19 protein-coding genes and 1 tRNA gene are annotated in these 24119 nt (G+C 38.2%); 16 read left to right on the top strand and 4 right to left on the bottom strand.

Going from position 1 to position 24119, the window contains the following annotated elements; genetic code table 11:
• The first annotated feature begins 128 nt into the window (after window positions 1-128).
• The 4 genes from MUB18_RS20285 to MUB18_RS20270 are packed head-to-tail and all read left to right on the top strand — an operon-like array spanning window position 129 to window position 2934.
• Window positions 129-920, top strand: coding sequence for an ATP-binding cassette domain-containing protein (locus MUB18_RS20285; protein WP_248754423.1), 792 nt, complete (start codon window positions 129-131; stop codon window positions 918-920).
• Window positions 904-1719: a hypothetical protein gene (locus MUB18_RS20280; protein WP_248754422.1), complete on the top strand. Its 816-nt coding sequence runs from the start codon at window positions 904-906 to the stop codon at window positions 1717-1719. Before MUB18_RS20285 ends, MUB18_RS20280 begins: the two co-directional genes overlap by 17 nt.
• A 1-nt stretch (window position 1720) precedes the next feature.
• Window positions 1721-2104 carry a GntR family transcriptional regulator gene (locus MUB18_RS20275; RefSeq protein ID WP_248754421.1) on the top strand — a complete coding sequence of 128 codons (384 nt, stop codon included), beginning with the start codon at window positions 1721-1723 and terminating at the stop codon, window positions 2102-2104.
• Window positions 2101-2934, top strand: coding sequence for a hypothetical protein (locus MUB18_RS20270; protein ID WP_248754420.1), 834 nt, complete (start codon window positions 2101-2103; stop codon window positions 2932-2934). Before MUB18_RS20275 ends, MUB18_RS20270 begins: the two co-directional genes overlap by 4 nt.
• A gap of 77 nt (window positions 2935-3011) precedes the next feature.
• Here the strand turns inward: MUB18_RS20270 and MUB18_RS20265 are convergent, their stop codons facing one another.
• Together MUB18_RS20265 and MUB18_RS20260 are read right to left on the bottom strand one after the other, a co-directional pair.
• The gene (locus MUB18_RS20265; protein ID WP_248754419.1) at window positions 3012-3518 is read right to left on the bottom strand and encodes an ecotin family protein; all 507 of its coding nucleotides are present in this window, start codon (window positions 3516-3518) and stop codon (window positions 3012-3014) included.
• A gap of 216 nt (window positions 3519-3734) precedes the next feature.
• Window positions 3735-4469: an SIMPL domain-containing protein gene (locus tag MUB18_RS20260; RefSeq protein ID WP_045755737.1), complete on the bottom strand. Its 735-nt coding sequence runs from the start codon at window positions 4467-4469 to the stop codon at window positions 3735-3737.
• Window positions 4470-4609: 140 nt separating this feature from the next.
• On the opposite strand from MUB18_RS20260, the gene MUB18_RS20255 reads away from it, so the two are divergent.
• The 9 genes from MUB18_RS20255 (at window position 4610) to MUB18_RS20215 (ending at window position 18428) form a co-directional block, all read left to right on the top strand.
• Entirely contained in the window at window positions 4610-7408 is a 2799-nt protein-coding gene (locus tag MUB18_RS20255; protein ID WP_248754418.1) for an alpha/beta hydrolase family protein, read from the top strand.
• A gap of 186 nt (window positions 7409-7594) precedes the next feature.
• A complete protein-coding gene (locus MUB18_RS20250; RefSeq protein WP_248754417.1) occupies window positions 7595-9781 on the top strand; it encodes a glutamine synthetase III in 2187 nt (728 codons plus the stop codon).
• 163 nt (window positions 9782-9944) lie between these two features.
• Complete coding sequence (locus MUB18_RS20245) at window positions 9945-10373, top strand: c-type cytochrome (RefSeq protein ID WP_052627568.1); 429 nt, start codon at window positions 9945-9947, stop codon at window positions 10371-10373.
• Window positions 10374-10637: 264 nt separating this feature from the next.
• A tRNA-Leu gene (locus MUB18_RS20240) sits at window positions 10638-10717 on the top strand.
• Between the two features lie 167 nt (window positions 10718-10884).
• Window positions 10885-11565 carry a response regulator transcription factor gene (locus MUB18_RS20235; protein ID WP_248754416.1) on the top strand — a complete coding sequence of 227 codons (681 nt, stop codon included), beginning with the start codon at window positions 10885-10887 and terminating at the stop codon, window positions 11563-11565.
• Window positions 11562-12896, top strand: coding sequence for a sensor histidine kinase (locus MUB18_RS20230; protein WP_248754415.1), 1335 nt, complete (start codon window positions 11562-11564; stop codon window positions 12894-12896). The genes MUB18_RS20235 and MUB18_RS20230 overlap by 4 nt, the downstream gene beginning before the upstream one ends.
• A gap of 68 nt (window positions 12897-12964) precedes the next feature.
• Entirely contained in the window at window positions 12965-14218 is a 1254-nt protein-coding gene (locus MUB18_RS20225) for a TolC family protein (RefSeq protein WP_248754414.1), read from the top strand.
• 10 nt (window positions 14219-14228) lie between these two features.
• A complete protein-coding gene (locus tag MUB18_RS20220; protein ID WP_045753740.1) occupies window positions 14229-15332 on the top strand; it encodes an efflux RND transporter periplasmic adaptor subunit in 1104 nt (367 codons plus the stop codon).
• Window positions 15333-15335: 3 nt separating this feature from the next.
• Window positions 15336-18428, top strand: a complete 3093-nt coding sequence (locus tag MUB18_RS20215; protein ID WP_248754413.1) for an efflux RND transporter permease subunit — start codon at window positions 15336-15338, stop codon at window positions 18426-18428.
• Window positions 18429-18489: 61 nt separating this feature from the next.
• On the opposite strand, the gene MUB18_RS20210 is transcribed toward MUB18_RS20215, so the two are convergent.
• Complete coding sequence (locus MUB18_RS20210) at window positions 18490-19656, bottom strand: homing endonuclease associated repeat-containing protein (RefSeq protein ID WP_248754412.1); 1167 nt, start codon at window positions 19654-19656, stop codon at window positions 18490-18492.
• Window positions 19657-19905: 249 nt separating this feature from the next.
• Between MUB18_RS20210 and MUB18_RS20205 the strand changes: the two genes are divergently transcribed.
• The 3 genes from MUB18_RS20205 to MUB18_RS20195 all read left to right on the top strand — a co-directional run bounded on the left by MUB18_RS20205 (window position 19906) and on the right by MUB18_RS20195 (window position 22609).
• On the top strand, window positions 19906-20823 hold the full coding sequence (locus MUB18_RS20205; protein ID WP_248754411.1) for a carbohydrate kinase family protein: 918 nt from the start codon (window positions 19906-19908) through the stop codon (window positions 20821-20823).
• 158 nt (window positions 20824-20981) lie between these two features.
• Complete coding sequence (locus tag MUB18_RS20200) at window positions 20982-21329, top strand: helix-turn-helix domain-containing protein (RefSeq protein ID WP_248754410.1); 348 nt, start codon at window positions 20982-20984, stop codon at window positions 21327-21329.
• On the top strand, window positions 21323-22609 hold the full coding sequence (locus MUB18_RS20195) for a type II toxin-antitoxin system HipA family toxin (protein ID WP_248754409.1): 1287 nt from the start codon (window positions 21323-21325) through the stop codon (window positions 22607-22609). Before MUB18_RS20200 ends, MUB18_RS20195 begins: the two co-directional genes overlap by 7 nt.
• Window positions 22610-22681: 72 nt before the next feature.
• On the opposite strand, the gene MUB18_RS20190 is transcribed toward MUB18_RS20195, so the two are convergent.
• Window positions 22682-23464 carry a patatin-like phospholipase family protein gene (locus MUB18_RS20190; protein ID WP_248754408.1) on the bottom strand — a complete coding sequence of 261 codons (783 nt, stop codon included), beginning with the start codon at window positions 23462-23464 and terminating at the stop codon, window positions 22682-22684.
• Window positions 23465-24119: the final 655 nt, after the last annotated feature.

Below are 24119 nucleotides of genomic sequence, written 5' to 3'. Positions count from 1 at the left end.
AATAATAAAAAAATTGCTTTTTAAATTTCCCTTTCTATATTAGTGTATTAATTAAATAATACAGTAGTATGATAACTATTAAAAACCTAAATTTCAGCTACAGCAAAACGCGACCATTATTTAAAAATATGGACTTAACATTAAAAGAAGGACATATTTATGGTTTGTTGGGGAAAAATGGAGCAGGCAAGTCAACCTTACTTAAGAATATGGCCGGTTTGGTCTATCCTGTCAGTGGTACGATTGAAGTGTTACATTATAATCCCTGCCATCGCGAACCTGCTCTGCTTCAGGAAATCAGTTTTATTCCTGAGGAATTTCATTTACCTGCAGTGAAATCCGCCACTTTTGTAAAGGCGAATGCCGTCTTTTACTCCAAATTTGATCATCAGTATTTTCAGCAGCTGATCCACGAGTTTGAGATTCCGATCGAACAAAAGTTGGCCAACATGAGCTATGGGCAGAAGAAAAAATACATTATATCATTTGGTTTGGCTTCCAATACCAAAATCATGATTATGGATGAACCGACCAATGGACTGGATATTCCTTCAAAAGTACAATTTCGTAAGATTATGGCTTCAGCGATATCGGACGAACGCTGTGTTATTATTTCAACCCACCAGGTACGTGATCTTGACAACCTGATCGATGCGGTTATCCTACTGGATGAACATCGTGTGGTCTTGAATGCAGATGTGAATATCATTACAGATCGGATCAGTTTCAAAAAAGTACGGGAGTTAAGTGACGATGTGCTCTATTCAGAACCCGCAATAGGGGGCTATAATACGATAGAGCTGAATACATTGGGCGACGATTCTAAATTAGATCTCGAACTCTTGTTTAATGCCGTTTTACAGAAAAAAGAATTGATTACAAACCTTTTAAACGTTACAGAAGATGTCGAACGTATTTAATTTTAATCGCTTATGTGCATTGATCCGCCGGCAATGGATTGCTGTGGGTAAAATCTATATGATGTCGATAGTGATCATTGCTGCAATCTTTATTGCTTTTTATGGATTTAGTATCAGTATGAGTTATGAAGATTTGAAAACTAATCCACAGCTGATGGCTGGCGTTTTGACTTTTAGACAACCTTTATTTTATTTTTTAGGATTGTTTTTTATTACGATTATATCAAGCAGTTATTTTTCTGATTTGGGACAGAAGACTAAGGCTATTTTTGAATTAATGATTCCCGCTTCAAGGCTAGAAAAATTTCTTTCTGCGGTATTTTATACCGCGATTGTCAGTTTGTCTGCTTATATCTTACTCTTCTTTTTAGTTGATCTAGCATTTGTATCTTATTTAAGAAGTATTGGATCTTCCATTACAACTATTCAAATGGAGCCCGGCGGGCAAGTGGTGGTCGATAATTGGATGTATTTTTTCCAAATTGAAAAATCTAAATTTTTGCCCTATTTTTATTTTCTACCCTTTATATTGAATGCCTTATTTTTATTTGGTTCCATCGCTTACCAAAATTATCAATATATTAAAACAGCTATCACCATGATCATCTATATAGCGGTCTGGATCATCACATTTATCTACGTGATGAAATTAACAACCGATAATACCATTGACATAGATAACAATAATTATTTTGATGAGAAGATCCATTCACTTCAACTTGTTCTAGCAATTGGTATATTTTTAACATTAATATTTTGGGGTTTAGCATTTTTGAAATTAAAGGAAAAGGAGGTTTAAGATGGATTTTAATGCTAATAAAGCCATTTATCTCCAGATAGCAGCGTATGTATGTGATCATATTCTGCTGGGGACTTGGAAAGTGGAGGATAAGCTGCCTTCGGTACGTGAACTTGCCGTACAATTGGAAGTAAATCCAAATACCGTGATGCGCACTTATGATCTGCTGCAACAAAAAGAAATTGTTGTCAATAAACGAGGGGTTGGATTTTTTGTGACCGGTACATCGGTAGAAAATGTAAAGGCATATCGCAAAGCCGTTTTTTTAGAAGAAGATCTCAATCCGTTTTTTAGAAATATCTATTTATTGGAAATTAATTTAGATGAACTCAAGCAACGGTATCAATCTTTTATCGAACAAAATTTTAAAAATAACGAATTATGAAACTGAGTAGTAAAATATTGATAGGCTTGGGGATAGCATTATTTATTATTCCTATAGTCACCACTTCTTATATTGTTGGCCATAATCGAGTGGACACAAAAGTGTACGAGGATATTCTTCGTCAAGAGGGAACCGATCCCAATAGCAAAGATACCTACCTAAAAACCTTTAAGACTAAAAACTTTAATAATGTAAATGTTATCGGTAATCAAAAAGGATCGATCGGTCTATTTCTAGTAAAAAGTGATAAATATGCCGTTAAAATGGATAAAAATAGCGAGAGTGAAGTTGCTGTTTCCGTCACTGCGGAGGGTCAGTTGAATATCGAATTAAAAGATAATGCAAAATCATTTTATAAACGTATTTATATTTTTACCCCAAATATTGCCCAGATTAAGTTGTCTAACCTGAGTGTCAATGATTTCTCTGGACAGTGTGACCAGCTGCACATCATCGGAGATACCATAGAAGAATTTAAATTTAATTCAAATATCGCGATTAATAAATTGACCTTACATTTGAGAAAATCTCTTCTTAATAGTACTCAATCAGAATCGATACAGATACCAGATTTCAATTTGAATTTAGATAGCAGTGTAGTCAATCTTGTCAATCAAAATAATGGACAAGTCTTTGTTCAGGCAAAAGATTCAAAAGTAAATTTCTCTGGAAAGGATCCAAATGTAAAACTAAAGTCTTTGCATTTGAAAACGGTGGGAAATACTGTGATTAATTTAAATGATTCTCAAGTCGAAAATATTGACGGACAGCTTTCAGATGAAACGAAAACAGATTTTACAATTTCTACCTTGCGCAAATTTTTAAAATAACCATTTAAACAAGGCTCTTATTAAACTAGAATCGCTCTTCAATTTAAATTGAAGAGCGATTCTTATATCCCATCAAACTATTTTGTACTTTTAACAGTAACTTCCGCCGCTTGATAGGTTTCAGGTTCTGCCTTATAAATTTTAAACTTTACTTCATAACCTTCTGGAGCATAAATGACGATTGGCATTCTACCATTATATTCCGTCATCACCGATGGAGCTTGCACAAAAGTATTCTTTTTTTCACCTTGACATAGCATTTTAGTCATCCCAACATTCCCATCTGTTTTGAATACATAGTAATGATATCCCCAACCCTCCAAATCTTTCTTCTCAAATTCTCCTGCAAGAAAATAACTATTGCACGCATCCGTCTCCACATATTTACCCGCAAAAAACTCAATTTTTTTATTGTTATCAGCAGCTATTCCAGCATGAGGCACTTCGATAACATATTTGACCATGCCTTTTTCTGGAGCAGGAAACACATGAGTGTCCTGTTTAAGTAATGTTTGCGCCATAGCAGATATAGAAATCAATAAAGTAGCAACGACCATTCCTGTTTTTAACATTAACTTTTTCATATCTCTCGTTTTTTATCCTGTTTATTATAGAGGATTGGAATGATAATTAAGCTATAGGTTTAATCAATACCCGCTTATTTTTATCTTGAAAGACTATTTATCTCTTGATTGTAACGTTATTCGCTTGGTAAATAAGTTGTTGCTTGGTTTTTATGATGAAATAATTTTTTTTAGATCAGTGCACACCGTCAAGTGTACCTTTTGATTTGACAATGGTTACTGGGGCAGATAGCTCGCTTTGACCGTAATATTTGCTGTCTTCTTTCTAGAGGTGGTATTGAAGGCTCCTCCATATGAAAATTCCTCATTATCGTTTTGACCGGTGATCTGAAATACGCCAAGATCAGCCTTCACTAATTGTCCCAAAGAAGAAGCCGATTCTGCCGCAATATTTGCAGCACGCTGATGGGCATTTTTAGAAGCTTGAGAAATAAGTTCCAGTTTTAAATCTTCTAACTTAGAATAATAGTAATTGGGGGTGCTGGAGCTTAATTCCAATCCCTGCGAGATCAATGTAGAGATTTCACGAGATGCATTGTCAACCTTATTAAGATCACGTGACTCAACACCAACGGTCTGCGACAAGGTATAACCTGAAAACGTATTATAACTCGTTCCCTTACCATCCGTATGGTATTCAAAGTCCTTAATGATATTAACCGCTTCAAATCTAATCTCTTCGGATTTCAGTCCTTGAGCGATCAAAAATTTACGTACTAATTCCCGATCTTCAGCAAGCTGATCAGAGGCTATTTTTAGATCAAAATTTTTGCGACTATAACTTGCGTTCCATTTTACTAAATCAGACTCAAAATCTTTCTTTGCGTTTCCGTTTACGGTGATCGTTTGCGATGACTTAAATTTATAGCGATAGGCGTTGCTAAAAAGACATGCCGCAACAATAATGACAATACCTGCAATGAGGGCAATGATGATTGGATTGTATTTCATAATCAGCTATTCTAATAAGGTTATTTGTACTTATACAGATTACATATGTAGCAATCATGATACCAAAAAAACTGCTAAATTTGAATTTAAATAGATAATTTGCAGTTTTTGAATTAGAGTATTAATATAAGTGATAAATAATGAATAAAAAAATCATTCTTATAGGATTGTTTGCAATGCATGGGACAGCATTATTAGCCCAAAAGAAACCACTGGATCATACCGTCTATGATAGTTGGCAAAGTTTGAGTGCCAGTGAAATAAGTGTAAGTGGTCAATACATATCATTTCAGGTTATCCCTCAAGAAGGGGATGGCAATTTCTATGTAAAAGATAACTTAAATAAAGCCGTATTTTCCTTACCGCGAGGCTATAATGCCCGTCTAACGCGCGATGAAAAACATATCATTTCATTAATAAAGCCTAAGTTTGTCAATACACGCCAGGCAAAGATCAAGAAAAAGAAGGCAGAAGATATGCCGAAAGATTCTCTTGCTGTGTATGCGATAGCAACAGGAAAACTGACCAAGTACGCGGATGTTAAATCATACAAACTGGCAGAAGAGGCTAGTGGATATTTCAGTTTTTTGACTGACGGAAAAACAACTGCACCTACTGATACAACCGCGTCAAAGGCTAAAAAAACAACTAAGATCAGTACTTTACATCTTTTTGATTTAGCGACGGGTGATACCCTTAATTTTCAGCAGGTCGATCAGTACGATTTTAATAAGGCGGGAGATAAACTTGTTTTTACCAAAAAAGCAGAAGCAAAAGATTCAACTTCCAATATCGCGGGCGTTTATTTATATGATCTGACAAATAAAACCCTTAAAAAGATCACAAATGGTCGTGGTACGTATAAGAACTTTACTTTTGATGACTTCGGAAATCAATTGGCCTATTTAGGCGATAGAAGTGCAGAAAAATCGTTGGTCAAGGATTTTAATCTCTATTATTATACCGCCCAATTGGATACAGCACGTATTGCTGTTCAAAAAAATACCACAGGAGTACCTGCGAATTGGGCTGTAAGTGGCGACGGAGATTTAAAATTCAGTAAAAATGGTCAAAAGCTATTTTTAGGTTTGGCTCCTATACCACGTGTCAAAGACACCACATTAGTTGATTTTGAGCATGCGAAAGTGGATGTCTGGCATTGGCAGGACGACTACCTGCAGCCGCAGCAATTGGTAAACTTAAAAAAAGATCTTGCCCAAAGTTATTTAAGTGTATTTTATCCGCAGCAGGGAAACCGAGTTATCCCTTTAGTAGATGACAAATTCAATCCAGTACGGACAACCGTTGAAGCAGATCAAGAGTATGTGTTGGCAACCACGGATTTTGGTAGAAGAGTGCAAACACAGTGGGATTATCGCAGCAAGCAAGATGTATATGTCGTGTCAACTGTTTCAGGAGCTCGTCAATTGGTCGCTGAAAACTTATCTGGACAGGCGGTTTTATCTCCTGATGCACAGTATGTACTTTACTTCAACCAAGACAATGGCAATTGGTACTCCTATCAGATTGCTTCAAAGAAAGTCATCGTATTAAATGATGGTCTTCCAGTATCTTTTGTCGATGAAGATAACGATATGCCGGCCAAACCTAGCGGTTATGGTATGGCTGCGTGGGGAGCTAACGGCAAAGGGGTATATCTCTACGATAAATTTGATATCTGGTATTTTGCCTTAGATGGATCTGATAAATATCTGGCGACAAACGGATACGGTCGTGCATCAAGTACAGTATTGCGTTATAAGAATTTGGACCATAGGCAAACTAGTAAATGGAAATCAAACACACTCGATGAGCGTCAACGTGTGATTCTGACTGCTTTTAACGAAAAAACGAAGGAAAACGGATTTTATGAAATGCGTGGAAAACGTAAAGATCCGAAAGTGATCATGATGGCACCTCACGTTTTTAGAAACCTTCAAGCATCTGACGACCAAAAGCAATTCATCTATACCAAAGAAGATTATATTCATAGTCCTGATTTATATGTGAATACCCATACCTTTAAAAAGGAAGAGCAATTGACAGCGTTAAATCCGCAACAGGCCAATTACAATTGGGGAACAGCAGAGTTGGTACAATGGTCGACACCAGCAGGTCATCAAGCAGAAGGAATTCTGTATAAACCCGAAGATTTTGATCCCAACAAGAAATATCCTGTTATTGCTTATTTCTACGAAAAGTTAACAGACGGCTTGTATAATTATCAAGCCCCTGCACCGACACCATCTCGTTTGAATATCCCATATTTCGTGAGCAATGGGTATTTGGTTTTTGCACCAGATATTTCTTATGTAACAGGACAACCGGGTAAATCAGCTGAAGAATATATCAATTCGGGTATGAAGCATCTGGCACAGAATAGCTGGGTTGATTCCTCCAAATTGGGTATTCAAGGACAAAGTTGGGGAGGCTATCAGGTGGCGCATCTCATCACGGCAACAGATATGTATGCTGCAGCATGGGCAGGTGCACCAGTTGTAAATATGACCTCAGCTTATGGCGGTATCCGTTGGCAAACCGGTATGTCAAGACAATTTCAGTATGAAAATACGCAAAGTAGAATAGGTAAAACGTTGTGGGAAGACCAAGATGCTTACTTGGCCAATTCACCGCTTTTCCATCTAGATAAAGTCAAAACGCCAGTCGTTATTATGGCAAATGATAATGATGGAGCAGTGCCATGGTACCAAGGTATAGAAATGTTTACGGCATTGCGTCGTTTACAGAAACCGGTTTGGATGTTAAATTACAACGGTGATGAACATAATTTGTTGTTAAGACAGAATCGAAAAGATATCCAAATACGAGAGCAACAGTTTTTTGATCATTATTTGAAAGGTGCTCCTGCACCAAAATGGTTGAAGTCAGGAATTCCTGCTAAAGAAAAAGGAATAGATTGGGGATTTTCCATAGATTAATATTGAAAAAGAGCTTATTTGTTACAAATAAGCTCTTTTTTTTTAGCGCTTATTTTATTTGTTGAAGGTTTTTAATAAAAAAATCAAAAAAAATTTCAATTTTTATTGAAAACAACATATTTTTACAAAGTAATTTGATGAAAAATCAAAACAAGGGTGTTAAAAACTTAAAATCTGAATCATATAATGTCTAACTTAAGATTTCAATCTGTTGAAGCAGCTGCATCACGCAAAAACGCTTCTCTAAAAGTAGAAACAAAAAAAGCAACCGAAATTTACGGCAAGAATGTTTTTTCAATAGCGAAGATGAAAGAATATCTTCCTAAAAACTCCTACAAAGAGTTAGCACAAGCTATAGAGGAAGGATCTGCAATTTCTCGTGATTTGGCAGAGCATATTTCACAAGCCATGAAAAGCTGGTCACTATCTAATGGTGCTACACATTATACCCACTGGTTCCAACCGTTGACAGGATCTACAGCTGAGAAGCACGATGCTTTCTTCGAACCGGATGATAATGGTGAGGCTATTGAGAAATTCACGGCCGATGCGCTGGTACAACAAGAGCCTGATGCGTCAAGTTTTCCAAATGGTGGTATCCGTAATACATTCGAAGCGCGTGGTTACACTGCATGGGATAGTTCATCACCCGCTTTTCTTTATGAGACAGGTTCTGGTAAGACATTATGTATTCCCACAGTATTTGTATCGTACACAGGAGAAGCATTAGATTATAAAGCACCTTTGTTAAAAGCTGTAAGTGCTATTGACAAAGCATCTACAGATGTTGCACAATATTTTGATAAACAAATTACGAAAGTAAATGCTTCTTTAGGTATTGAACAAGAGTATTTTTTAGTAGATCTTTCATTATATAATGCACGTCCAGATTTACAATTGACTGGCCGTACATTATTTGGTCACATGTCTGCAAAAGGACAACAATTAGATGATCATTATTTCGGAGCGATTCCAGAACGTGTTTTAGCGTTTATGGTAGATTTAGAAAATGAAGCACTGAAATTAGGTATTCCTTTAAAAACTCGTCACAACGAGGTAGCGCCATCTCAGTTTGAGTGTGCACCGATGTACGAAGAAATGAACCTTGCCATCGATCATAACCAATTGTTACAAAATCTGATGGACCAAGTTGCTTTGCGTCATCATTTCAAAGTCTTATTACATGAGAAGCCTTATAGCGGTGTCAATGGATCAGGTAAACACAACAACTGGTCATTAATTACCAACACAGGTGTTAATTTATTATCCCCAGGTAAGACTCCTAAGACCAACTTGATGTTTTTGACTTTCTTTGTCAATATCATTAAAGCCGTATATGAGCACGCTGACTTACTACGTGCATCGATTGCAAGTGCGAGTAATGATCACCGTTTAGGTGCAAATGAGGCTCCTCCTGCTATTATTTCGATCTTCTTAGGATCACAGTTAGATGATCTTTTAGAAGAGGTAGAGTCAGCTCGTGTGGCTAAGAAAGTAAAATCTGAAGCAAACTTATGGCACGGTATTCCTAAAGTTCCTGAATTAAGATTGGATAACACAGATCGTAACCGTACATCACCATTTGCATTTACAGGTAACAAATTTGAGTTTAGAGCAGTAGGTTCTTCAGCAAACTCAGCATTGCCAATGACCGTTTTAAATGTCATTGTCGCTAATCAATTGATTGAATTTAAAATTGAAGTTGACAAACAAATTAAAAAAGGAATCAAGAAAGATTTAGCTTTACTTAATGTTGTTCGTAAATACATCAAAGATTCAAAATCAATCCGTTTCGAAGGTAATGGTTATAGCGAAGAGTGGGAGAAAGAAGCAGAAGCAAGAGGTCTGTCGAATATCAAATCTACTCCTAAAGCATTAGATGTATATGTTAAAGAAGAGACGATTCAATTATTTGAAAGACTAGGTATCTATACCAAACGCGAGAGTGAAGCACGTCACGAAATTTTGTTGGAAAACTTCTATAAAAAACTGCAGATCGAAGCACGTGTTATTGAAGAAATCGTTAACAATCAAATCGCACCAGCATGTTTGATTTACCAAAATGAATTGATCAAAAATGTTCAAGGCTTGAAAGACTTAGGTCTAGGTAAAGAAGCATATAGCTCACAATGGAATTTCTTAGAGCGTATCTCTTTACATGTAAACACGGTTCTTGAAAAAGCGGAAGCGATGCGTAAAGAGCGTAAAAAAGCAAATCAGATCGAAGATATGCGTGAGAAATCAATCGCTTATGATGAGATCGTGAAGCCTTATTTTGATGATATCCGTTACCATGTCAACAAATTGGAGAAAATTGTTGATGATCAAAAATGGCCATTACCAAAATTGCGCGAATTATTATTCATTAGCTAATCTCACTATTAAATAAACAAAGAAAAGCGATTCCATCTGGAGTCGCTTTTCTTGTTTTAGCACATTTTGTAACAATCTCCTGTATTGTCATATTAATTTCATTTTATTGTAGGTTATGATCGCATCATTTCTTACATTTAGTTATTAAAAAAAGAAGAAAAAAATGAAGAAAATTAATTTTAAATACCGGAAATTATGCTTGGTCACGGCAGTCATTGCTGCGACGCTTTCTTTGAGTGCATTTATTCCAAATCAAGAAAAACCAAAGGAAGAAAAGTTTTCCAACCTCAAAGTATTGCCCAAAAATACCACTCCAGATCAATTGAAAGCAGTTATGCATGAATTCAATGCATCCCTAGGCGTAAAGTGCGGATTTTGCCATGCCCCTTCAAAAGATGATCCTAAGAAAATGGATTTCGCCAGCGATGAAAATAAACATAAAAATGTCGCGCGCGATATGATGAAAATGACTGCTAAAATCAATAAGAAATACTTTCATAAAAACGATAAAGAAGGGGAGATCAAAGCCATCTCCTGCAAAACTTGCCATAACGGACAGAAACATCCCGAGATGAAAATCGCAAGTCTGTAAAATCGTACATAAAAAGGAAGCATCAGCTTTCTTTTTCTAATCTTTTATGCTCATTGGGGATATTTTGATTCACGTTATCGTACGCACTGCGCGATCTTGGAAGACCAGATGCATATTTTCTGAGGAATGATTTTATTTGATGTAAAAATAAAATCATTCATAATCAGATATTTCCTTGTTAAGGTGTATTTTTATTTTGCATATATCAAAAGAATATCTACCTTTGCATCACTCCAAACAACGAAATACTTGTTTGAACGGACCGCCCGGATGGCGGAATTGGTAGACGCGCTAGTCTCAAACACTAGTGGGAAACCGTGCCGGTTCGATCCCGGCTCCGGGTACCGAAAAAGGATCTGAAGTTAATTCTTCAGATCCTTTTCTTTTTACATCCCCTCACACTTTATGCGCGTCAGCAGAGCTAAGCTAGATTAGAATTTCATTAGATAGCTATATTTTTACCCATTTTACCCCTAGCTTTCTTTAAATTTGTGAATTAAAGTACAATACCATGCAGATTTTAGTTGTAGAAGACGATAAAAGGATCAGTGATTTTCTAATTAAAGGATTAGAAGAAAATGGTTATATGGTTACCTTATGTCGATCTGCTGAAGAAGTGATCGCAGATTTTCTGAATATCGCATGGGACTTATTGATTGTTGATATCATGCTTCCGGGTATGGATGGCAGGCAATTGGTGAGTACGCTGCGTTACAAGAACTGTCATGCGCCAGTGTTGATGTTGAGTGCATTGAATACGGTACAAGATAAGGTCGATTCCTTGGACCTCGGAGCGGATGACTACCTCACCAAACCCTTTCATTTTGATGAATTATTATCCAGGATCAAAGCATTGACCCGCCGCAGTCAGATTGGTTTCGAAGTTAAAAAAAGTCAATGTATTCAAGTTGGTGCGCTAACCATTGATAAGGATCAGTACAAAGTCTTTGACGGCGATCAGGAATTGGAACTTTCTCCCCGAGAATTTAAACTGCTGATGTACCTCGTCGAAAATCAAAATAAAGCGGTCAGTAGAATTCAGATCCTCAATGCTGTTTGGGGAATTAATTTTGATAATCAGACCAACGTGGTTGATGTGTATATCTCCTATGTTCGCAATAAGATCGAAAAGAAACAAAAGTATATATTTACAGTAAAGGGGGTTGGGTATCTATTTAAATTGGAGCCATGAATTTAAAGAATCGTCTTTCTGTATATGCTGCTGTTATTTTTGGAGTGATTATTTTGATCGCTTCGACGATCATCTATGTTTCCTTCTATACCAGAATGGAAGGGCAGGAGTTTCGAAATCTGGAAAGTAAAACCCTGCTGTCGGCACTCTTTTACTTGGAGAAAGATGAGGTTTCCTTTATTGAACATGAAACCATTAAAAATCAGCTTCAAAAGAATATTTCTAAACGTAATATCTTGGTCGTCGATTCGCTCAATCGACGTTATGACGGACAGATGGAAGAAGATATCCCCATTTCGGCCGATTTTTTTGATTTAGTGCGTAAACAAGACGTTGCACAACTCAAAACAGATGCATTTTTTTATAATGGACTCTATTATCATGATAATGAAGGCGATTTTGTAATCGTCACTCGAGCTTCAACCGCTGAATTTCAAGATCAAATGCAATTGCTGCTCCATATTTTATTAGCAGTTTCTTTTATCGGGCTCATCTTGATCCTGATCTTTTCCCAATTTTTAGGCAATATTGCTTATGATCCCATCCTGAAGATGATCAACCAGATTAAAAAAAGAGATGATCAAAATTTTAATGAACCGATCGTTTTAAACAAATCTTATCAAGAAGTCCAGGAGCTGGTGGATACTTACAATCATTTTGTTGAAAAACTAAGCGAAACCTTTTCCATTCAGAAAAATTTCATTGACTATGTGTCCCATGAACTGCGGACCCCACTTGCAGCCCTCTTGGGTACGCTGGAAGTCAGTAAACAGAAACCTCGTACCGTCGAGGAACATGAGCAGGTCAATTTGCAGCTCAAACGGTATACCGAAGACCTTCGCGATACGATCGATCATATGATGATCCTTTCGGGAGCAAAGACCAATTTCGAAACCAAGATCATCCGTATTGATGAGGTGCTATGGGAGATTATAGAACAATTAACTTTGGTGCATGGCGCTCAAATCAATGTTGATATCCAAGTGGTGGACACGGACATCCTAAAAGTCGATGCCAATGATAAGCTCTTGCAACTTGCCATTCAAAATATCATTTTGAATGGGGTGAAATACTCCAATAATCAACCCATCGTGGTGCATCTCAAATCGCATACAGGTAGATTATTAGTTGAAATTATAGATCAAGGTATTGGTATCGCGCCAGAAGAACTTATTCGGGTCACCGAAAACTTTTACCGCGGAGAGAATGCGCAAGATTTCAATGGAAAAGGAATCGGTCTATCCTTAGCCAATGTGATTTTTAAATTGCACCATATCCGTATGGACATCAGCTCCAATAAACAGGGAACAACAGTTTCCTTGTATTTCTAATCAAATTCTAATCTACTTCGAAATTCCTGTTAATCTACCAACACTAGCTTTGCTAAAAATATTTAAGAGTGAAGATATATTGGTTTATCGGTGTTTTGCTGTTGACAGTTGGTCAATCGCGAGCACAAACGTACACGTTACAGGAATTGAAAGATATGCTCTTGCAGCATAATGGGCAACTGATCGCTCAAAAATATCAGATAGCAGCCTCAGATGCGCTGATTGTGCAAGAAAAACTATGGTCCAATCCCACCTTAAGTATCAGTGAAGTCAATCTCTGGAAGAATGGTACATCGGAGACATTGCCTTATCTGTTCGGAAAATATGGACAACAGCAACAAGTTGCGGTAGAACTGGAGCAACTGATTGAAACGGCTGGAAAACGTCAAAAAAGAGTCCATCTCCAATCTTTAGAAAAGAAAGACGCCTTGCACGAATACGAAGAACTGCTACGCCAATTGCAGTTTGAGCTCGATGAAGCCTATTGGAACTATACGGGAGTTTCGCGAAAAGAAGCGCTTTTAGATACCATAGTCCATTTATATCAAAATTTAGAACAGCAATATAAACGTCAGTCGGATCTTAATAATATTCCTAAATCTGATTATCTGCGTATTCAATCGGCCTTGATGAATTTTGAGAAAGATCGGGTAGAACTCTATGCCGACAAGAATAATTGGTTGACCAAAATTAAAATTTTGACTCAACAAGAAGCGATTGAAAATCTACAAATTGAACAAGCCGATATACGCTTGGATTTAACTCAAAAAATCCCTCTTGATATCGAAGATCAGTTATGGGATCAAAATATTGGCTATCAAAAGCAGATCAACGAACGGGATAAAGCACAGCAACAACTACGGATTGAAAAAGCTGAAAAGACCCCAAATCTAACCTTTCAATTGAGCTATGATCGTGGTGGAAATATCATGCGTGATTTTGTAGGAGTAGGGCTGAGCATGGATCTACCCATATGGAATCGCAATAAGGGAAATATCAAAGCGGCAGAAAGTAGGACCAAGCATGCCGAATCCGAACAACAGGTCTTGCTCCATCAACTTAAAGGGCAGCTCCAAGATTTGAAATATCAAGTGCAACTCTATGAAGCTACCCTATTGAAATCACAACAGATCGCATCCGAAGAACGAAAAGCCATGATTGCCAACTACCAAAAACATTTACAAAAGAAGCAAATCACCTTATTGGAGTTTATAGACTTTATCGAAGCCTATCAAGAAACCGAAACGGGTATTGTCGATATGACCCTATCTTATCAATTGGCGTTTGCTCAGCTGCAATATTTAACAGGACAAAAATTTTAATAAGATCATAATGAAAACCAAATTAACATATGTATCGATGGTTGTTTTGATAAAATTGCTATCAGGATGTGCAGCTGATAGCACCACAACTACAACCGGGCATGTTGCTGATACTACCAAATTTTGCCTGAGTGAGCAGATGAAAAAAACGACTGTTATCAGTCCAATTGATCGTTTACCGATCACCGAACAACTGTCTTTATCCGGAAAGATCGATTATAATGAGAATGATCTGGTGGCTTTTAGAAGTTTATTGGAAGGTACAGTAGAACGTGTCGGATTTGAACTGGGTGATTATGTCAAGGCAGGACAAATATTGGCCACCATCAAATCAACACATGTACAAGAGCTATTTCAAGAACAGCGCAATTTCCAGAATCAAATCGCGATGGCGACCAAACAATTGCAGACCAAAAAAGAATTGCTACAGGACGGTATGGTCGCAGGTACCGAAGTACTGACCACAGAACATGAGTTAGCAAGCTTAAAAATAGAATTAGACCGCGTACAACAAGTCTTAAAAATGTATCGCGCCAAGGGGCAGGGATCCTTTGAAATTGTAGCACCCAAAAACGGCTACATTATTCAAAAAGCAGTCAGTGTCGGTCAGAGTATTTCAGCAGATCAAGATCCGCTTTTTTCGATATCCAATCTCAAGCAAGTGTGGGTGATGGTCAATATCTACGCCAATAATTTGAAATACATCAAGGAAGGCGATGCGGTAAAAGTAAAAACGATCGCACAGCCTGATATTTTTTATGCCGGTAAAATTGATAAAATATACCATGTATTTGATGACAATGAACACGTATTAAAAGCGCGTGTGGTTTTGGAAAATCAAAATTTACAGTTGATGCCCGGTTTAGCAGCCGATATCATTATCGACAAGTCCAATGCAGGAGCTGAAGCCTATGCGGTGCCCAATGCCGCCATTGTCTTTCACAACAATAAAGAATATGTCGTTATTTATAAAAATGACTGTGCTATTTCGACCAAACGCATTACGACACTCGCATCCAATGAGCAATATACATTTGTTCAGGAAAAATTCGAGCAAGGTGAGCAGGTCATCAGTAAAAATGCCTTGTTATTATTTGAACAGTTAAACCCCTAAGGCATGCAAAAGTTAGTACAAAATATCGTGACCTTTTCGTTGCGAAATACCACCGTTATTCTATTTGCAACGATAGCATTGCTATTTGGGGGTATATATGCCCTACGCCATACCGCTATCGAAGCATTTCCTGATGTAACCAGTACGCGCGGTCGTATCATCACGCAGTGGCCTGGTAGAAGTGCAGAGGAGATGGAAAAACTGGTCACCTTACCGATATCAAAGGTGATGAATAGTATACCGCACAAGTCCAATATTCGGTCCATATCCTTATTTGGTCTCTCCGTGGTGACCGTACAGTTTGAAGATGGAGTCGATGATTTTTATGCACAGCAGTATATCTCCAATAAACTGAGCGGCGTCCAGCTGCCCGAAGGTGCCAGTGCTGAAATTGAACCTCCCTCGGGAGCTACAGGAGAAATCTTTCGCTATGTGATCAAAAGTGATCTTCCATTGAAGGAAATTACAGCCATACAGGACTGGGTGATTGAGCGCGAATTGCTTTCTGTATCTGGAGTTGCCGATGTGGTGAGTTTTGGTGGAGAAGAGAAAACCTATGAAATCAAAATCAATCCAACAGAATTGAAAAATTTTGACCTTTCTCCATTAGATGTTTATGAAGCCGTATCCAAGTCCAATGTCAATGTGGGTGGAGATGTCATCGAACAGGGAAGTCAAGCGTATGTCGTGCGTGGAGTAGGTCTATTGGATAAGATCGAGGATATTGGCAATATTACGATTAAATTAAACGGTTCTACCCCCATTTTAATTAAGAATGTGGCCGAAGTGGTCATCTCCCATAAGCCGCGTTTAGGGCAGGTCGGCTACAATGAACACAACGATATGGTCGAAGGGATTGTGGTCATGCTGCGTGGAGAAAATCCATCAGCTGTAATTGAAAATCTGAAAGCAAAAATTACCGAACTGAACGAACGCACATTGCCCGACAATGTGAAGATCGAAACTGTTATCGACAGAACCAAATTGGTAGACAATACCGTCAAGACGGTATCTAAAAACTTGGTGGAAGGGATCCTGTTGGTATCACTGATTGTTTTTATTTTTCTTTACAACTGGAAGTCCACCTTTATCGTCGCCTCGGTCATACCGCTCGCATTTCTGTTTGCGATTATTATGCTCAAAATACAAGGATTGCCGGCCAACCTGATCTCCATGGGATCTTTAGATTTTGGACTGTTGCTGGAGGGAACACTTGTTATTGTCGAAACTGTTTTCGTTGCCATGGCTACCTTATCGCATCGGGTAGGGGCCGAGCGTTTTGCCAAAATGAGCAAGCTGGGGGTGATCAAGAAAAGTGCAGGTAGTGTAGCTTCCTACATCTTCTTTGCATTGCTGATTTTGATCGTTGCACTATTGCCGATCTTCTCCTTTCAAAAAGTAGAGGGAAAGATGTTTACCCCATTGGCATTTACATTGGGTTACGCGTTATTAGGATCGCTGATCTTAAGTTTGACCTATGTTCCGGCGATGTGTAAATTGTTGTTTACCAAAAATATGGAGGAGAAGGAAAATATGATCACACGATTTTTCCAGAAAACAATTTTTGGTATGTATGCCACCGCATTCCGATATAAAAAAGCTACTATTGGTCTATTTTTAGGCATTTTAGCCTTATGTCTTTTCAAATTTATGCACTATGGATCCGAATTTTTACCCAAACTCAACGAGGGAGCCATTTACATCCGTGCGACTTTGCCCAATAGCGTCAATTTGAAAGAATCGACCCGTTTGACGACAGAAATGAAAAAACTGATGCAGAAAGATTGTGAAGAGATTGATTTTATTTTAACACAAACTGGTCGGCCAAATGATGGAACAGATCCTACCGGATTTTTTAATATCGAGTTCAATGTTCAGTTGAAAGATGCGAGCGACTGGAAGAGAAACGTATCCAAAGAAGATATTATTCAAGAAATGCGAGCCAAATTAGATCACTATCCCGGTATTACATTTGGATTCAGTCAGCCCATCCAAGACAATGTGGAAGAATACGTCGCCGGTGTCAAGAGTTCATTAGTCATCAAGATCTTTGGCGACGATCTCTACGATCTGGAGAAATATGCAAATCAAGTGGCCAAATCCATTTCAAAGGTTCAGGGTATTACCGACCTCAATGTGTATAAGAATATTGGATTACCGGAATTGAAGATTCAGTTGCACGATTCAAAGATGGCAAAATATGGGATTCAGACACGCGATGTACAGGCTGTTATTGAAATGACGATCGGCGGACAGGCAGCGACGACCTTTTATGAGGGCGATCGACAGTTTGATGTCATCCTTCGTTTTCAAGAAGCCTATCGCGATACGCCCACCAAAATTGGCAATATTTTGATCCCCACCAGTAATGGGCAGAATATCCCTTTACAGGAAATAGCAAGTATCAATTACCAGACAGGACCTGCATTTATCTATCGTGAAGGCAATAGCCGTTATATCGGTGTTGGATTTAGCATCGACGGTCGTGATTTGGGCAGTACCATCGCAGAAGCCAAAGAAGTAGTAGCCGCAGAAGTCAGTCTGCCAAAAGAAAATCACATGGAGTGGGCAGGAGAGTTTGAGAGTAAAGAACGTGCTGCCAAGCAATTGGCTTTAGTAGTTCCGATTTCGTTAGTTCTGATTTTATTGTTGCTATATGCCAACTTTGGAAATGTAAAAGATACCGCTATTGCCTCGCTCACGTTGCCCTTTGCGTTTATCGGAGGATTTATCTCACTTTGGGCCACAGGTACCATCTTTGGGATATCGGCAGGTATTGGTTTCATTATCCTATTTGGAGTCGCCACGATTGATGGGATTGTACTCATTGGAGTCATCCGCGACAACCTTAAGCATAAAATGAAATTAAAAGATTCCATTATACAAGGAGTCCGAAGCCGGATCAGGCCTGTAGTCATGATCGCCTTAATGGGATCGATGGGTCTACTGCCGGCAGCCCTATCAACAGGGATGGGTTCTGAAATCCAGAAACCACTGGCCATTATGATTGTCGGTGGACTGTTGATCTGTTTGGTGCTTTCGTTCACCATTTTACCCGTTGTTTTCTATCTCGCTTATCGTAAAGAAAAAGCGTAAACCATATGGAAATATAGCGTATAAAACCCTCAATGAGTACATTGAGGGTTTTATATTGATGTTATCTGTGGTTTCGATAGGGAGGTTGATTTAAGATATCGCGCAGCTCTTCTTCCGAATATTTTTTACCTCCCCTAAATGCTAACTTAAAATGACACACGAGCCGAAGACCATTCATAGAAAAAAACCTCTTTTCGTAAATATCTCTTGAATATCCGGTCAGTTCCTGTAATTTATCCCGGGGCATACCATTTGGATATCCATTTGCTAAGCTTTTTGTTTTATAAAGTTCGGCAAGTTGTTTTTTCGTGAGCTTACATCTTGTCGGTGTTTTATGTGCAGGTTCATGTCCTATCGATAGAATAAAATCATTCAAAGGTTGGTTGAGATTCCAAACGATACCACTAGGTGATATTTTCATCTTTTTAGCCAGTTCTTTTGCGGTTGGCTTACTTGTATTTTTCTTCAGATTCAAGTAGTGGTCTTTAACGCTAAATTTAGTCACCGGTATCTTTGTTCCTGCCATATAGCACAGATTATTCCACCCAAACTTTTCTTTCAGGTACCATAGCGAAGGAAAATTTTCAGGTTTCAGTTTTTCATATGTTTTGCCGTATTTAATTTTATGTTTTTTGATGAGGTTGATGACCTCTTCTTTCGCTTCGGCATCAGTCATCGTTGTGATTCTAAAATAGGGACGGAGACCGACATATTCGAGCACATCTGGCCATGAATTAAGTCCAAAATGTGTAAAATACGACAAATGATTGTAAAGACCATTCTTGGCTCGGCAATCTCCAATAGTTGGGACCTTTTGATGTTTCAGATAGTATTGCAGTAAGGAGTTTTTAAGTTTCATCTTGGACGGTACCCTTCGCGAATTAGGTTCATAGCCGGCAGCAGCTATAAATTTATTCCACGATCCAAAATATTTACATATAGTACCATTTTTCCTGGTAAATTCTCGACGCATCGGGATGCGTCCATGTAATTGATAAAAATCATGTACCATTTTAAACAATTCCTTGGTAATTTGTGCTGTTGTTTTTTTTACGTTAGGTTGATAGCCTGCAGCAGCTATAAAATTATTCCAGGTTCCAAAGTACCGACGCGCGATCGTATTGATAGCTTCACGTTCACGCCTTATCGGAATCCGGCCATGTTGATCATAAAAATCTTTGATCTCGGAAAAGGCATTCGCAATAATTTGATCTTTATTTTTATTCAAGACTTATTATTTTATTAAAAATAGGGTTATAATATTGTCTTTAAATTAAGAAGTTAAGTGCAACTTTCAAAATATACTCTAAAATAGAGGATGATACAGGCCTATTTTTAATAATTTTACAACAGGATCAGATTGATCGCCAATCATTTCTTCAATTATGAGTAAATTAGCACATAGAAAGAGTAGGATTGCGTATTAAAGACCGCTCCTCTCATTTTTCTGTTCAATATATTTTTATTAAAAACTCATATGGCAACACCTGATATTAAAATAGCCTGTTTTGGCGAAGTACTATGGGATATATTCCCGGGAGGAGATCGAAGAGCTGGAGGAGCACCTTTCAATGTCGCTTACCATCTCTCTAAAATGGGCGTTGAAGTCAATATGATCAGCAGTGTTGGAAATGATGAATTAGGCCGTGAACTATTGCAAAAAATACAGGACTGGAAAATCTCGACAGCAGGAATACAGATCAACAATACCTATCCAACAAGCACCGTTGTCGCTACGATCGATGAACATCATGATGCGCACTATGATATTGTTAGCGACGTAGCGTGGGATTATATGGAGTTCAATCCTGTCAACCAGGCTATGGTAGCCACATCCGATGCACTGGTTTTTGGATCATTGGCTACCCGCAACGAACGAACAAGAAACACCCTATTCCAATTGTTAGAAGCGAGTTCATACCCTGTTTTCGATATCAATCTGCGTGCACCACATTATGATGTACATGTTATAAAAGATCTGTTGTATAAAACGCACTTGGCCAAATTTAATAAAGCCGAACTGTGTATGCTGATTGATTTTATGGGTAAGTCCTATACCACAGAAGAGGATAGTGTAAATTTTCTGCGAGATACCTTTGGTATTGGAGAGGTGATCGTATCCAAGGGAAGTAAAGGAGCGCTATATGCCGATCATCATGATTTTTATTCCATACCGACCATTCCTATTCAAGTAAAAGATACTGTTGGTAGTGGTGACTCCTTTTTGGCCGGTTTTTTATCCAAAAGATTGGAGCAGGGAACTTCCGCAACCGCAATGATGCATCAAGCCGTTTCCTTAGGCGCATTTGTTACTGCTCAGGAAGGCGCTTGTCCAGAATATACATTAGCAGATTTTATTTCCTTTCGAGAAGATGCCGCTCGGAAGCATGGATAAGAACTAAGGTACTTTTTCATTTTACTTAATGAGTGATATTTGAGGCATAAAGTAGTTATTTTGCTCTTTATGCATTTTATTTCGTACATTAGATTGTAATTATTTTATATTACTTTAATGAATGAAATAATACGCATTAATACTGAAAAATTATGCTTATGAATGATATAGTAGACATTAGCTTGCTGTCGGATAAAGCCATTCTTCAAAAAGTAGGTTGGTTTATTCAACAGACCCGGATCAAGCAAAACCTAACCCAAAGCGAGTTGGCAGCACAAGCCGCCATTAGCCGCTCTACCTTAAGTTTGGTCGAGCGCGGAGACAATATATCGCTCATCAATCTGATTAAAATATTACGCACCTTACATGCGCTTTATGTGTTAAATGATTTTGAAGTAAGAGAAGAATTAAGCCCTTTACAACTGGCAAAGGGCGAAAAGCAGCAACGTAAACGAGCCTCTAGATCACAATCTGAGCATCCAGATATAAACGATTTGGGATGGTAACGACAGCATTTATCAATATCTACGGGCGGCGCGTAGGCGCAGTCGCCTGGGATGCAGACCGAGGTCTTGCTAGTTTTGAGTACGACCCCAAATTTCCAATAGACCGCTTTCCTATTGCCCCCATTAAAATGCCGGCAAAAAATAGAATATATAATTTTCCGGAATTCAGGGATAGTGAAACTTTCAAAGGTTTGCCCGGGCTTTTAGCAGATGCTTTACCAGATCGTTACGGGAGAGATTTAATCAATGCCTGGCTTGCCCGACAGGGGCGTCCTGATAATAGTCTGAATCCCGTAGAGTTGCTCTGCTTTATTGGTAAACGTGGAATGGGAGCCTTAGAATTCGAACCCGTGTTGAGCAAGGAGTCAGCTTCTTATGAGGTAGAATTAAGTGATTTGATCGAAACCACAAAAGCTTTATTGGAGAACAAGGAGATAATCAACCTAAAAACCAATAAAAGCATGGAAGATGTGATGTTGGATGTGTTGAAAATGGGAACTTCGGCTGGAGGTGCACGTCCCAAAGCCATCATCGCCTATAATGAACAGACGGGACAGGTGAGATCTGGACAAACGTTAGTTGACGAAGGTTTTGAGCATTGGTTAATCAAGTTTGACGAGGTAAGCGACGTGCAATTTGGTGTGTCAAAAGGATACGGAAGAGTCGAGATGGCTTATTATCAGATGGCCATAGACTTTGGTATTGACATGATGGAATCGCGATTGATTGAAGAAAATAATCGGGTGCACTTCATGACCAAACGTTTTGATCGTATAGCCGGCAATCAAAAAATTCACAGCCAGACATTGTGTGCCTTGCAGCATTATGATTTTGCAAATATTTCCTCCTATAGCTATGAGCAAGTCTTTCAAACCATGCGTCAGTTGCGGTTGAGCTATGCAGAAGCAGAGCAAATGTACAAGCGCATGGTCTTTAATATCATCGCACGAAATTGTGACGATCATACCAAGAACTTTGCCTTTTTAATGGATCGCAGAGGAAAGTGGACATTAGCACCTGCATACGACATCTGTTTCGCATACCGTCCTGACAGTGTTTGGGTGAGCCAGCATAATTTAAGTGTCAACGGCAAGCGCAAGGATTTTTTGAGAGCAGATCTATTGACGATAGCCGAGCAAAATTCCATTCGATATCCGGAAAATGCAATCAATGACTGTCTGCAAATTGTACGTAATTGGAAAGATTATGCCACGAGATGTGAAATAGATCAGGAGAAAAGAGAATTAATAGACCACGCTCTTATGAAGGAATTGAAATAAACCGTTTTCTATCCTGCACCAGCAGGTTAAAAGTGAAGACATCTTTCCCGTCGGAATGAACGAGCGGAGGTATTAACCAACCTCCTTCTTCAAGGTGATAAATTCCTTTTCAAATGCTTTAGCATAGTTATATCCAAACTGGTATATCTGATCCACTTTACTGGTGTCAAATGTTTTAAACTGATTGATCTCCTCCGGCTGTAAGAATATATCGCAATCACCAGGAGCTTCAGCCCTAATATTGGAAGTCGTGATCCGGATGATGCGTTCCACAATCTGTTTGTAGTTGAGTCGACCTTCAGAGCGGTTGACCGGATTGACATTGATGCCGATACTTTTGTTGCAGGTCGCTTTGATCTGCTCCACCGGAAAGTTATTCACTATTCCTCCATCACACAGGAAACGGTTGTTTTTATAAGCTACAGGTTGAAATACCAAAGGAAAACAGCAAGAAGATTTAACCGCAAAAGATAGTGAACCTTGATTAAAGATCAGCGACTCCGCATTAGTTAAATCCGTCACGGCAACATAAAGCGGCATTTTTAAGCCTTCGAAACTGTCGTGAGGAATATACTTTTTAATGATTTTTTCAAAAATATCTGCACTAAACAGTCCATCCGTTCTAATAGAAAAGTCGGAATAGGTGAAGAATTTTTCTACTTTTACCAGTTCTAATATCTCTAGCGGAGCGTATCCTTCCGCTATAAAAGCACCAACCAAGGCTCCAGCACTTGCTCCAGATATCGCGTGAAGTTGTATATCCAATTCCTTTAGATATTGCAGGATGCCCAAATGCGCGATTCCTCTGAAACCACCACCAGATAGTGTAATTCCTATTTTGTTGTTTACAATCATTTCAATTTTCTGTAAGAATGCCTATTTCAACTCAGCACCATTCCAATATTTTTTCTATGATCGGATTGATGCCTTTTAATTCAAATTTAAGTTTATTTAGTTAAATAACCAGTAAGTTGTAGGGTTTAAATATGGACTGGAGGTTGTTGTTTGCTTGACTGCAGAAGGTGATCATTAAACTTAGTCAAGCATATTATTTTTGCTTATGTTCACAGGTGTATAATGCTATTTTACAGGTTGTTTAACGGGAGTTGCGTGATGTGATTTTTTAAATTGGTGATATGTAATTTATTGAAATAAGACGTATCTTAGCTGTAATAACTAACTATGAATTTGAAAGAATAGCTATCATTTAAACGGAATTAACCTCATCTAAAAGAGGATAGTACTGGATTAAAGTAGTCATTAGGTTGATCTACTTTTAAGAAGTTAAATGTTTAAATATGCTCTAAAACGCAAATAACCAATTATTAAAACAAAAAAATGCCCCGTAGATAGACGAGGCGCTAAGCTGTTGTAAATATCGTTAAATCAAAGAACCGACCGAAGGGAGCTCATCTATTCCAATAAAAATAAATTATGTGTAGATAATGAAAGCAATTCCCAACGCTCTATATATTTGCTCTAGGTTTTTGCTGGGTGTTGTAAATATCGT

The sequence above is a fragment of the Sphingobacterium sp. PCS056 genome, from assembly GCF_023273895.1.
Lineage (GTDB): Bacteria > Bacteroidota > Bacteroidia > Sphingobacteriales > Sphingobacteriaceae > Sphingobacterium.
The sequence above is the reverse complement of the archived record's forward strand: the minus strand, read 5'-3'. Positions and strand labels throughout refer to the sequence as shown.